Source organism: Streptomyces sp. NBC_01166 (genome assembly GCF_045039765.1).
Classification (GTDB): Bacteria; Actinomycetota; Actinomycetes; order Streptomycetales; family Streptomycetaceae; genus Streptomyces.
This window is the reverse complement of record NZ_CP108613.1, coordinates 6,886,392-6,900,119: the sequence shown is the minus strand read 5'-3', so window position 1 is coordinate 6,900,119 and position 13,728 is coordinate 6,886,392. Positions and strand designations below refer to the sequence as shown.

Here is a 13,728-nt window from a genome sequence, read left to right as displayed (position 1 = left end):
GCCACTCCTGTGCGAAGAGGTGGGCTGCGGGTGGGCCGGGATGCCGTGGGAGTGCCGGGTCACGCCGAGCCGAGTTCTTTGTCGATGAACGCGAAGACGTCGTCGGCGGAGGCCTCTTCCAGCCGGCCGGTGACGGCTGCCGCATCCTGGCCGAGGGTCTTGTCCAGGTCGTTGAGCAGGGTCTGCAGCCGGGTGGTGACCCTGCTCTGCTCCAGATCCTCGGCGGTGAGGTCGCCGAGCCGGGCGGCGACCCGTTCGAGCTCGGCGACCACGGCGTCCACGGAGGTGTCCGCGCCGGCGAGTTCGGTGCCCAGGTACTTGGCGAGGGCGGCGGGTGTGGCGTAGTCGAAGATGAGCGTGGCCGGCAGCGGCACTCCGGCGGCGCCACTGATCCGGTTGCGCAGGTCGACCGAGGTGAGCGAGTCGAAACCGAGGTCGCGGAACGCGGTGGTCGGTTCGACGGCGCCGGCGTCGCCGTATCCGAGGACGGTGGCCGCCTGGCCGCAGACCAGGTCGTGCAGGGCACGCTCGCGTTCCCCTCCTGTGAGTCCCGCGAGCTTCTCGGCGAAGCCGTCGGCCGCGTTCACGCCGTCCGGACCGCTCGTGGTGCTCCGTGCCTCGGGCAGGGCGGACAGCAGCGGGCTGGGGCGGGTCGAGGTGAACGCGGGGGCGAACACCGACCAGTCGACGTCGGCGACGGTGACGGTGGTGTCGCCGCCGTCCAGGGCGCGGCGCAGCGCGGTGAGGGCGGTGTCCGGGTCGAGCAGGGACATGCCCATCGCCCTGGCCGAGGCGCGCACCGTGCCGTGCGCCGCCATGCCGTCGCCGCCCCAGGGGCCCCAGGCCACGGAGGTGGCGGGCAGTCCCGCCGCGTGACGGTGCTCGGCGAGGGCGTCCAGGTAGGCGTTGGCGGCGGCGTAGTTGGCCTGGCCGGCGCCGCCGACGGTGGCGGTCAGGGAGGAGAACAGCACGAACGCCGACAGGTCGTGATCACGGGTCAGTTCGTGCAGGTGACGGGCGGCGTCCGCCTTGGGACCGAGGACGCGGGCGAACCGGTCGGCGTCCAGGGCGTCCAGGACGCCGTCGTCGAGGGCACCGGCCAGGTGCACGACGGCCGTCAGGGGGTGCTGCGCCGGTACGGAGTCCAGCAGGCCGGCCAGTGCGGAGCGGTCGCCGGTGTCGCAGGCGGTCAGGGTGACGCCGGTACCGGTGGCGGTGAGTTCGCGGACCAGGTCGGCGGCGCCGGGTGCGTCGGGACCCCGGCGAGAGGTGAGCAGCAGGTGCTCGGCTCCCTCGGCCGCGAGCCGGCGGGCCACGACCGCGCCGACCGCGCCGGTGGCGCCGGTCACCAGCACGGTGCCGGACGGCTTCCAGGGGGCGCCCGCGCGGGCCGGGGCGTGCTCCAGCCGGCGTCCGTGGGCGCCGGATTCGCGGATCACGACCTGGTCCTCGCCGCCGGCGTCACCGAGCAGCGCGGCCAGGCGCGCCACCGCCTGCGGACCGGCCTCGGCGGGCAGGTCGACGAGGCCGCCCCACCGGTCGGGGTGCTCCAGGGCGGCGACCCGCCCGAGGCCCCACAGTGCGGCCTGGGCGAAGCCGGTGACGGCGGCGCCGGCTCCGTGTGCGACGGCGTCCCGGGTGGCGCACCACAGCGGGGCGTCGGCGCCGGTGTCCCCGAGTGCCTGGACGAGTGCGGCGAGGGCGTCCGGCGGCGTCGCCGGGGCGGGCAGGTACAGGATGCCGTCGGCCGGGTTCCGGCCGGTGAGCGCGTCGGCCAGTGCGGCGCGGTCGGCGCTGTCCGGCACGGTGAGGATCTCGACGTCCAGCCCGTGGCCGGCCAGGCCTTCTGTCACCGCGCGGGTCCACGGGTCCTCGGCGGTGGAGGCGGGGACGACGGCCAGCCAGGCCCCACCGAGGGCCGGGGTGGCGGGAGGTGCCAGCGGTTCCCAGGTGACGCGGTAGCGAAGCCCGTCCGCCGCGGCGTGCGCCTGTCGCCGGCCGTGCCAGGTGGCGAGTGCGGGCACCACGGCGGCGACGGAGCTCTCGTCGTCGAGACCGAGGGTGGCGGCGACGGCACTCACGTCCTGTTCGCGTACCAGGTCCCAGAACGGGTCGCCGGCGTCGCCGCCGGAGCCGGCCTGCCTCTCGGCCTGCAGGATGGGGGCGTCCTCCCAGTGCCGGTCCCGGCGGAACGGGTAGGTGGGCAGGTCGACGGTGCGGCCGCCGGTGAACACCGTCGGCCAGTCGGGGCCGGTGCCGGTGAGGTGGAGACGGCAGAGGGCGTCGACGAGGGCCGTGTCCTCGGCACGGTCGCGCCGCTGGGTGCCGATGGTGTCGGGGACCACGTCCTGCGCCATGGTGCTGAGCACCGAGTCGGGGCCGATCTCCAGGAAGCGGGTGGCGCCCTCGGCGGCGAGCGTGGTGGCCCCGTCGTGGAAGCGGACGGCCTCGCGGACGTGCCGTACCCAGTAGTCGGCGTCGGCCAGGTCGTCGGCGATCCGTCCGGTGACGTTGGAGACGACCGGGAGCGCGGGCTCGTGGAAGGTGAGGCCGGCCAGTACCTCGCGGAAGGGCTCGAGCATGGGGTCCATGCGGTGCGAGTGGAAGGCGTGCGACACCTTCAGCCGGGTGCTCTTCTCGGCCTGGGCCGCGACGGCGAGGACGGCCTCCTCGTCGCCCGAGACCACGACGGAGCGCGCGCCGTTGACGGCGGCGATGTCGACACCGTCGGTGAGGAGCGCGACGACCTCGGCCTCGGTGGCGCGCAGGGACACCATCGCGCCGCCGGCCGGCAGGTCCTGCATGAGGCGGCCCCGTGCGGCGACCAGGGTGACCGCGTCCTTCAGGTCCAGTACGCCGGCGACGTGGGCGGCGACGATCTCGCCGATGGAGTGTCCGGCGAGCAGGTCGGGGCGGACGTCCCAGTGCTCCAGCAGCCGGTAGAGAGCGGTCTCGAAGGTGAACAGCGCCGCCTGGGTGTACACGGTGCGGTGCAGCGGCGCGTCGGCGCCGTCGGCGTCCTCGTCGAACATGACGTCGCGCAGCGGCCGGTCGAGATGCTCGTCGAAGGCGGCGCAGATGTCGTCGAAGGCCGCGGCGAACACCGGGAAGGCGGCGTGCAGGGTGCGACCCATGCCGGGGCGCTGCGAACCCTGTCCGGAGAAGAGGACGGCGAGGCGGCCGGGTTCGGGGGCCACGACGGGCGTGCGGGTGCCGTCGGCGACCTCACGCAGGGCGGTCAGCAGCTCGTCCCGGTCGCGTCCCGTGACGGCGGCGCGGTGGGTGAACAGGGAGCGGGTGGTGGCCAGCGAGTAGCCGACGTCGTACGGGTCGAGGTCGCCGGCGGCCGCCAGCAGCCGTTCCGCCTGGCGCTGTACGGCGTCGGCGCCCTTGCCGGAGAGCAGCCACGGCACGACGGGCAGCTCGGTGCGGTGGGGGATGCTCCCGTCGGTCCCGGTGGGCGGGGCCTCCTCCAGGACGGTGTGCGCGTTGGTGCCGGAGATACCGAAGGACGAGATGCCGGCCCGGCGCGGCCTGCCGTCGCCGCCCCAGGGGCGGGGCTCGGTGAGCAGTTCGACGTCGCCCGCGCTCCAGTCGACGGCGGTGCTGGGGGTGCCGACGTGGAGGGTCCTGGGAAGGATGCCGTGGCGCATCGCCATGACCATCTTGATGACGGCGCCGACTCCGGCGGCGGCCTGGGCATGGCCCATGTTGGACTTGATGGAGCCCAGCCACAGGGGCAGACCCTCGGGGCGGTCCTGCCCGTAGGCGGCGATGACGGCCTGGGCCTCGATGGGGTCGCCGAGCGTGGTGCCGGTGCCGTGGGCCTCCACCGCGTCGATGTGGTGCGGCGCCAGTTGGGCGTCGGCGAGCGCCTGCTGGATGACGCGGACCTGGGCCGGTCCGCTGGGCGCGGTCAGCCCGTTGGAGGCACCGTCCTGGTTGACGGCGCTGCCGCGGACGACCGCGAGCACCTTGTGGCCGTTGCGGCGGGCGTCCGACAGCCGCTCGACGAGGAGCATGCCCGCGCCCTCGGCCCAGGCGGCGCCGGCGGCGTCGTCGGAGAAGGAGTGGCAACGGCCGTCCGGCGACAGGGCGCGGCGCTCGCTGAACTCGACGAACATCTCGGGGCTGGCCATTACGGCGGCGCCGCCCGCCAGCGCGAGGGAGCACTCCCCCCTGCGCAGTGACTGGATCGCCGAGTGGAGGGCGACCAGGGAGGAGGAGCAGGCGGTGTCCATGGTGACCGCCGGGCCCTCGAGTCCGAGGGTGTAGGCGATCCGGCCGGAGACGATGCTGCCGGAGATGGTGCCGCCGAGGTAGTCGTGGTGCATCAGCCCGACGAAGACACCGGTCTGGGTGCCCTTCACGGCCGTGGGGTCGATGCCGGCCCGCTCGAAGGCCTCCCAGGTGACCTCCAGCAGCATGCGCTGCTGGGGGTCCGTGCCGGGCGCGTCCTTGGGGCTGATGCCGAAGAAGGCGGGGTCGCACTCGGCGGCGTCGTAGAGGAATCCGCCGTGGCGCACGTAGGTCTTGCCGGGGGCCCCGGGCTCGGGGTCGTAGAGGGCGTCGACGTCCCAGCCGCGGTCGGTGGGGAAGTCGGAGACGACGTCGATGCCTTCGTCGACGATGCGCCACAGGTCCTCGGGGGTGCGTATACCTCCGGGGTAGCGGCAGCCCATACCGATGATGGCGACTGGCTCGTGGTCCTGCTCCTCCAGTTCCCTCACGCGGCGCCGGCTGCGCTCCAGCTCGGTCGTGGCCCGCTTCAGGTAGTCGCGGAGCTTGTCGGCCGTTGCCGGGTCTTCCATCACAGGGCTCCCAGTTCGTTGTCGATCGTCGCGAAGAGTTCCGCGTCGCTGGCCTCGCCGAAGTCCTGCGCCGGCGCGGGCGCGGCGGCGCCGCCACGGGCGTCCTGCCAGCCGCGGAGGAGGGCTTCGAGGCGTGCGGTGACGCGGGTGTGGCTGCCCTCCTCGTCGGGCAGGCCGAGCAGCACGGCCTCGAGCCGGTCCACGTCGGCCAGGGCGGTCCGGGCGAGGTCGGCCGGTCCCGGGACCAGTTCGGTCTTGAGGTGGGCGGCGAGCGTGCGGGGCGAGGGCTGGTCGAAGACCAGCGTCGCCGGGAGGGTGAGGCCGGTCGCGCCCGCGAGGAGGTTGCGCAGTTCGACGGCGGCGAGCGAGTCGAAGCCCATCTCCTGGAAGGCGCGTCCGGGGTCCACCGACTGCGGTGAGGGGTGCCCGAGCACGCCCGCGACATGGGTGCGGACCAGATCGAGCAGGGCGCGGTCGCGTTCACCGTCGGGCAGGCCGGCGAGCCGCTCGCGCCAGGAGGCGGACGACGTGCCCTCGGCGGTCCCGGCGCCTGCCTTGCGGGCCGCGGGGCGGACGAGTCCGCGCAGGAGGGCGGGGACGCCGTCGGGCCGGGCCCGTACGGCGGCGCCGTCCACCCGGACGGGGACCACGAGGGCGTCCTCGGCGCCGAGGGCGGCGTCGAACATGCGCAGTCCCTGGGCGGGGGCCAGGGGCGGCAGGCCGAGACGGCGCAGCCGCTCCAGGTCGGCCGCTTCGATGCCGGCGCTCATGCCTCCGCCCGATGCCCACAGGCCGTAGGCCAGGGAGACGGCGGGCAGCCCGAGGGAGCGGCGGTGGGCGGCGAGGCCGTCGAGGAAGGTGTTGGCGGCTGCGTAGTTCGCCTGGCCGCCGCCGACGAGCAGACCCGCGGTGGAGGACAGCAGGACGAACGCGGACAGGTCCGACTCCCGGGTCAGGTCGTGCAGGTGCCAGGCAGCGTCCACCTTGGGCCGCAGGACCCGCTCGACCCGATCCGCGTCGAGGGTGGCCAGGACGCCGTTGTCGACGACGCCGGCGGCGTGCACCACGGCGCGGACCGGGTGCCGGCCGAGCAGTGCGGCGAGGTCGGCGCGGTCGGCGACGTCGCAGCGGGCGAGGGTGACCTCGGCGCCGAGCGCGGCGAGTTCGGCCCGGAGGCCGGCCGCGCCCGGGGCGTCCGCGCCGCGCCTGCCGGCCAGCAGCAGACGCCGTACGCCGTGCTCGGTGACCAGATGACGGGCGATCAGGGCGCCCAGGCCGCCGGTGCCGCCGGTGACGAGGACCGTGCCGTCCGGGTCCCAGACGTGGGGGCTGCCGGGCTTGGCTCGGGCCAGGCGCGGCACGCGTACCTCGCCGTCGCGGACCGCGGTCTCCGGCTCGTCGGAGGCCAGCGCCGTGGCGAGTGCCGCGCTCGGGGCGGCGCTGCCGTCGGTGCCGATCAGCAGGAAGCGGCCGGGGTTCTCGGCCGCCGCGGCGCGCACCAGGCCGAACAGCGGGGTGTGCGTGAGGTGGTCGCCACGCAGCAGTACGGCGAGCCGGCGGCCGGTGAAGCGTTCGTCGTCGAGCCAGAGCCGCAGGGTGTCCAGGGTGGCGCCCACCAGGTCACGTGCCCGATCCGGCAGGCCGGCGCCGGCGTCGGGGTCGGCGGGTACGGCCAGGACGACCGTGCCGGGCACGTCGCCCCCGTCCGCCAGCGCGGCGAGGTCACGGTACCGGGGTGCGTCGAGGCCGGCGTCGGCACCGCACACGGCCAGGTCGGACGGGGCCGGTCGCGCCGCGCCGGGGGCCGGGACGAGGTCGACCCGGTACAGGGGGTCGTCCGCGTCCGCGGTGAGCTGCTCGGCCGTGACGGGGCGGGCCACGAGGCCCCGGACAGTGGCGACGGGTGCGCCGTCGCCGTCGGCCAGGTCGAGGCGTACGGCGTCGTTGCTCTCCGGGGACAGGCGCAGACGCAGGCGGTCGGTGCCGGCCCGGTGCAGCGTGACGCCGCTCCAGGCGAACGGCAGCACGGCCTGTCCGCCGGGCAGGTCCAGCAGGTTGACGTGCAGGGCGGCGTCCAGCAGGGCCGGGTGGAGGCCGAAGGCGCCGGCGGTGGTGCGTGCCCCCTCCGGCAGGGCGGCTTCGGCGTACAGTTCCTCGCCCCGGCGCCACATGGCGCGCAGGCCCTGGAAGACCTCGCCGTAGCCGTATCCGGTGCGGGCCAGCCGGTCGTAGAGCCCTTCCAGGTCCACGGGTTCCGCACCGGGGGGCGGCCAGGCCGCGGGGTCGGCGGGTGGTTCACCGTCGGAGGGCACGGTGGTGAGGACGCCACCGGCGTTGCGGGTCCACGGGGTGCCGGGGGTGTCGGTGCGGCGCGACCAGACGATCAGTTCACGACGTCCGTCCCGTTCCGCGTCGACGGCGACCTGCACGGCCACGGAGCCTTGTCCGGGCAGCGTGAGGGGGGCGTGCAGGGTGAGTTCCCCGACGGTGTCGCAGCCGGTCTCCGCCGCGGCCCGCAGGGCCATCTCGACGAAGGCGGTGCCGGGCAGCAGGACGGTGCCGTGGACGGCGTGGTCGCCGAGCCAGGGGTGGGAGGACAGCGACAGCCGTCCCGTGAGGACCGCGCCCTGGGTGTCGGGCAGTTCGGTCGCGGCGGTCAGCAGCGGATGGCCGGTGGTCTGCTGTCCGAGTCCGTCGGCGTCGCCGGTGCCCCCCGCGGCGGCTTCCAGCCACAGGCGGGTCCGCCGGAAGGCGTAGGTGGGCAGGTCCGTGCGCCGTGCGTGGTGCGGTGCGTGGAACGCCTCCCAGTCGACGGTTCCGCCGGCGGCGTGCAGCCGGGCAACGGAGGTGACGAAGTCGTGCGGCTCGTCGCCGTCACGGCGCATGACGGGCAGGCAGACGCTGTCCGGGGGGAGGCACTCGGCGGCCAGGGCGGTGAGCGCCGCGTCCGGGCCGACTTCGAGGAACGCCCGTACGCCCAGGCCGTGCAGGGCGGCGAGGGCGGGAGCGAACCGGACGGGACGGCGGACATGGTCCACCCAGTGGCCGGGGGTGGTGAGCTCGCCGGGGGCGGCGAGGGCGCCGGTGAGGGCGGAGACCACCGGGATCCGGGGCTCCTCGTAGGCGCACCGGGAGGCGGCCTCGGCGAAGGCTTCCAGCATCGGGTCCATCATCGGCGAGTGGAAGGCGTGGGAGACCTTGAGCCGCTTGCCGCCTCCGAAGCGGGCGGCGAGTGCGTCGACGGCCTCCTCGGTTCCCGAGACCACCACGGAACGGGGGCCGTTGACGGCGGCGAGGCCGACCCGCTCGTCGAGGTACGGGGCGACCTCCTCCTCGGACGTCCGCAACGCGGCCATGGCACCGCCGGCCGGGAGCGCCGCCATCAGGCCGCCACGGGCGAGGACGAGGGAGACCGCGTCCGGCAGGGAGAGCACTCCGGCGACGTGGGCGGCGGCCAGTTCGCCGACGGAGTGGCCTGCCAGGTAGTCCGGCACCGCGCCCCACGACTCCAGCAGCCGGTACATGGCCACCTCGGTGGCGAAGATCGCGATCTGCGCGTAGTCGGTGCGGGTCAGCAGCGCGGGGTCGCCGTCGATCACCTCGGCGAGCGGACGCTCCAGACGGGGGTCGGCGAGGGCGCACACCGCGTCGAACGTCTCGGCGTAGACCGGGTAGGCGCGGCGCAGTTCGCGGCCCATACCGGGGCGCTGGGCACCCTGCCCGGTGAACAGGTAGGCCGTTCTGCCGCCGGCCGGGGTGAGCGGGGGCGCGGCGGCCAGGGCGTCCAGCAATGCGCCGGACTCGCTGCCGACGGCGACGGCGCGGTACTCGAAGTGGGTGCGGGTGGTGGCCAGTGAGAGCGCCACGTCCGCCGGAGCGGCGTCCTCGCGTCCGGTGAGGTGCTCGCGCAGGCGGGCGATCTGACCGGCGAGGGCCTCGGGGCTGCGGCCGGTGACGATCCAGGGCACGGGTGTGGCGGCACGGGGTTCCGCCGATGTGGCGGCCGGTGTCGCCTCCGCGTCGGGGGCGGCCGCTTCCTCTCCGAGGGGGGCCTGCTCCAGCACCACGTGGGCGTTGGTGCCGCTGATGCCGAAGGAGGAGACGGCCGCGCGGCGCGGGCCGCCGGTGTCGGGCCAGGGGCTTCGCTCCAGGGCGAGTTCGACGGCTCCCGCGTCCCAGTCGACCTGGTCCGTGGGGGCGTCGACGTGGAGGGTGGGCGGCACCTCGCCGTGGCGCATGGCCAGGACCATCTTGACGACCCCGGCGACGCCCGCGGCGGCCTGGGTGTGGCCGAGGTTGGATTTGACGGAGCCCAGCAGCAGCGGCCGGTCGGCGGGGTGTTCGCGGCCGTACGTCGCCAGCAGCGCCTGTGCTTCGATCGGGTCGCCGAGCGAGGTCCCTGTGCCGTGTGCCTCCACCACGTCGACGTCGGCGGCGGTGAGACCCGCGCCGGCCAGCGCCTGACGGATGACCCGTTGCTGGGAGGGGCCGTTGGGTGCGGTCAGCCGACTGCTGGCGCCGTCGGAGTTGACGGCGCTGCCACGCACCACGGCGAGCACGGGGTGGCCGTTGCGCCGCGCGTCGGCCAGGCGTTCCACGAGCAGCATGCCGGCGCCCTCGCCCCAGCCCGTGCCGTCGGCGGCGGTGGAGAAGGCCTTGCAGCGGCCGTCGGGGGCGAGCCCGCGCTGCCTGCTGAAGTCGACGAACGTCTCCGGGGTGGACATCACGGTGACCCCGCCCGCCAGCGCGAGGGAGCACTCGCCGGCCTGCAGGGCGCGCACCGCCCAGTGCAGGGCGACCAATGAGGAGGAGCAGGCGGTGTCGACGGTGACGACCGGGCCCTCCAGGCCGAACGTGTAGGCGATGCGCCCGGAGGCGATGCTCGCGGCACTGCCGTTGGCGAGGTAGCCGTCGAGGTCGTCGGGGACGGTGTCGAGCCGGGTGGCGTAGTCGTTGTACATCACGCCGGCGAACACGCCGGTGCGGCTCCCGCGCAGGGAGGCCGGGACGATGCCGGCCCGCTCGAACGCCTCGAAGGAGGTCTCCAGCAGCAGGCGTTGCTGCGGGTCCATGGCAAGGGCCTCACGGGGGCTGATGCCGAAGAAGTCGTAGTCGAAGTCGGCGGCGTCGTGCAGGAAGCCACCGGTGCGCGCGTAGGTCGTGCCGGCCCGGTCCGGGTCGGGGTCGTACAGGGCGTCCACGTCCCAGCCGCGGTCGACGGGGAACTCCGACACGGCGTCGGCCCCCGTCGCCACAAGGTTCCACAGGTCGTCGGGCGAGGTGACACCGCCCGGGTAGCGGCAGCCGATGCCGACGATGGCCACCGGGCCGTGTGCGCGTTGTTCGTTCTCGCGCAGCCGGCGTCGCGCCTCCCGCAGATCCGCGGTCGTCCGCCTGAGGTAGTCGAGCAGCTGCTCTTCGTTGTTCACCAGCGCGCCATCCGATCGGGATCGAAAGTGGGCCTCGGTCCTGCGGACTGTCTCCGGACGGGATCCCGGTCCGCTTCCCCCTCCGTTGACGGAGGCTAGGTAGGGGGCGGGTGCGCTTGATACCCCTACGGCCCCCAGGGGCCGTGGGCCGGTACGCGGGCGGTCGTACGATGTGCCCGAACGGGCAGCGCGGCGCGGATACGTGCCCGAGTCGCGTGTGCGGCGGCCCGCTTCCTTTCTTTACTTCCCGGTAAATCAACTGACCGCGGAAAGTCGCCTCGGACTGGCATCGTGAGTGAGAAGTAACTTCCGGAAAGGCCTGGTTGACAACGTTGACAAGGGCCTATAACCTCGCTGTTTGTTTGATCGATTAGCCTTTTTCCTCCCTCCGGAAAAACTTGCCGAGCCGATCAAATCGCGCCACAAATGACTGTCCTTCATTCTTACTGTGCTCATACCAAGGGCTGCCTCCTCAGCGCTGCGGTAACAGCCCTCGAACAGAAAAAATGCAGGTTAAACGGGGATTCGGACCGATCCCGCGCAACAGCACTTCACCCCAGACGGGCGCGAAATCCACGGGCGTTAACTGGACACAGGGGGAACACCTTGCGCCTTTACGACCGCTCCAAAGAATTACACATACTTAACGAAGCGTTAACCGAAAGCACTCGAAGATCCGGCCGGTTCGTGATAGTCACGGGTGGTCCGGGTTCCGGGAAGACCCAGCTTCTGCACGAATTCCTGGTGGCTGCGGGCCGCTCGGGTGCACACATACTCCAGGGCACGGCACACCCGGCCGAGCGTGCCCGGCCGATGAGCCTGTTGCGGCAATTGCTGCGCAACGGTGAAGTACTGCCCGTTCCGCCGGACCCCGCTCGTCCGGGGGGCAGACACACGGAGCCTCTCCCCCGGAGTTCCGAGCGCCGGGCCGACATGGAATTCGGCGATCCGGACAACGCGACGACGGAGGCACTGCTGCGGCTCGCGGACGGTGAACGCCCCCTGGTGGTGGCCGTCGACGACGCCCATCTCATGGACGAGGCCTCGCTGGGCGCCGTCGTCCACCTGCTCGACAGGAGCCGCTTCCGGCCCGTCCTCGTGGTGTGCACCACATCCGGCCACCCGGGCACCGGACACTCCGCCTCCCACGCCGGACTGATCCGCCGACCGCACCGCCGGGCCCGGCTCGGCCCCCTGTCGGAGCAGGGCGTCGGCGAACTGATCACCGCCCAGTCGGCAGTCGCCCGGGCCGCCGGGGTGGGCCGCACCTTCCACCGGGCCACGGCGGGCAACCCCCTGCTGGTGCACGCCCTGCTGGACGACAGCACCCGGCTCGGCCGCGACATGGACCGGCCCATCGCCAGCACCGCCTACCGCCAGGCGGTGCTGTCGCTCGTGCACCGCGGCGAACCACGCCACATACGGGTGATCCGGGCGCTCGCCGCCCTCGGCGCACCGGCTTCCGCCTACGTCCTGGGGGAGTTGGCCGACACCACGCCCGCCGGTGTCGAGGAGGCCGTCGAGGCCCTCGACTCCGCGGGGCTGCTCGACGGTCACGTCTTCCGGCTGCCGGCCGCGGCGACCGCGGTGCTGGAGGACATGGACGCCACCGCGCGCACCACACTGCACGCACGCATCGCCGACCTGCTGTACCGCAGCGGCGCGCCGGTGGGCGACGTGGCCCGGCACCTGCGCGCCGCCGACCGGGTCCCGCAGCCGTGGGGTCCTGGCGTGCTGCGCGCCGCCGCGGAACAGGCCCTGGCCGCGGACGACGTGGAACTGTGCTGCGGTTACCTGAATCTGATGCTGCGCGACTGCACCGACCCACAGGAGCGCAACGCCCTGTCGGCCGCCCTCGCCCGAGCGGAGTGGCGGGTGAACCCCGCAGCCGCGGGCGCCCACCTGGAGCCGCTGCGCCGGCCCGCGCTGGACGGCGAGCTGAACATGCGCGACACCACCACCGTCCTGCGGCACATGCTGTGGCAGGGCGACACCGAACTGGCCGCCGAGACCGTGGCCACACTGGTGCCCGCGCACTCCCCCCGTGACGCGCAGATCCTCCTCGAGGTCGAGTTCGTACGCCAGTGGTTCTACGGCGTCGCGCTGCCCGCAAGGAGCCCGCGGGGCACCGGTGGCGACCCGCGCCGGCGGACTCCCGCCGACCGGTACGGCGGGCTTGCCGCGCAGGTGGCGGTCCTGGTCGGCGGTGTCGCGACGGACGACTCCGCCGCGGCCGTGGCCCAGGCGCTGCAGGGCCGCAAACTCGACCACCTCAACCTGGAACTGGTGGCGATGGCGCTCCTCGCGATCGCCCACGCCGACCGGCCCGCGGTCGCCGCCGAAGCCTGCGACGCGCTGCTGGAGTCCGCGGTCGAGCGCCGTGCGACCACGTGGCAGGCGCTGCTCGGCAGCGTACGGGCGGAGATCGCGCTGCTCCGCGGAGACATGACGACCGCGGCCGAGGGCGCCGACAGGGCGCTGAGCAGCCTGCACGACGGAAGCTGGGGAGTCCTGGCCGGGCTCCCGCTGTCGACGGCGGTCTTCGCCCACACCGCCATGGGCGCCTACGACGAGGCCGAGCGGGTGCTCAGACGGGACGTCCCCGAGCCGATGTTCCGCACCGTCTTCGGCATCCAGTACCTGCGGGCCCGGGGGCACCACTACCTCGTCACCGACCGGCCGTTCGCCGCGCTCAACGACTTCGAGACGTGCAGCAGCCTGATGCGGCAGGGGAACTCCAGCCTGCAGAAGGGCATTCCCTGGCGGTCCGACCTGGCCCTGGCCAATCTCCGGATCGGCAAGGCCCGTACCGCCCGGGAGTGCGCCGAGGAGCAGCTGCGGTTGCCCGGCGGTCACAGTTCCCGCGCGCGGGCGATGGCGTTACGGATGCTGGCCGCCACGAGCAAGCCGCACCGCCGGGCCTCGCTGCTGCGGGAGGCGATCGACCTGCTCAAGCTCTGCGGCGACCAGCACACCCTCTCCCAGGCCTACGCCGATCTGTCCGCGGCGCACTACGAACTGGGCGAGTACGCCCGTGCCCGGCTGGTCGCCCGCCAGGCGGCCCTTGAGGCGGAGGCGTGCAGCGTCGACTCACCGGTCGACGCGCATCTGCTGGAGGATCCCGGCCAGTCCGAGGGGTCCGAGGCGGAGGGCTCGGCCATCCTGAGCGACGCGGAGTGCCGGGTCGCGGGCCTCGCCGCGCTGGGGTACACCAACCGCGAGATCAGTGGCCGGCTGCACGTCACGATCAGCACGGTGGAACAGCATCTCACCAGGGTCTACCGCAAGTTGCACGTGGCCAGCCGGTCCGAACTGCCGCCGAAGATGCTGGAGCACCGCATCCCGAAACTGTCCGACCGCTGGGCGACCAGCCACTCCTCGGCGGGCTGACCTCCGTAGCTCTCCGCACCGCACGGCCCCCTCCACGAGTCCCCACGGGCTCCGGAGGGGGCCGTTCTGCCGACCGGGCCCGCCCGGACAAGGACAAG

At 73.9% G+C, this 13,728-nt stretch carries 3 protein-coding genes; 1 reads left to right on the top strand and 2 read right to left on the bottom strand.

The features are described 5' to 3' along the window. Nucleotides 1–59: 59 nt before the first annotated feature. Entirely contained in the window at nt 60–4,814 is a 4,755-nt protein-coding gene (locus tag OG379_RS31325; RefSeq protein WP_405666376.1) for a type I polyketide synthase, read from the bottom strand. Continuing rightward, complete coding sequence (locus OG379_RS31320) at nt 4,811–10,240, bottom strand: type I polyketide synthase (RefSeq protein ID WP_405666374.1); 5,430 nt, start codon at nt 10,238–10,240, stop codon at nt 4,811–4,813. The genes OG379_RS31325 and OG379_RS31320 overlap by 4 nt, the downstream gene beginning before the upstream one ends. A 606-nt stretch (nt 10,241–10,846) precedes the next feature. Between OG379_RS31320 and OG379_RS31315 the strand changes: the two genes are divergently transcribed. Further along, nucleotides 10,847–13,630, top strand: coding sequence for an AAA family ATPase (locus OG379_RS31315; protein ID WP_405666372.1), 2,784 nt, complete (start codon nt 10,847–10,849; stop codon nt 13,628–13,630). The last annotated feature ends 98 nt before the right edge of the window (nt 13,631–13,728 follow it).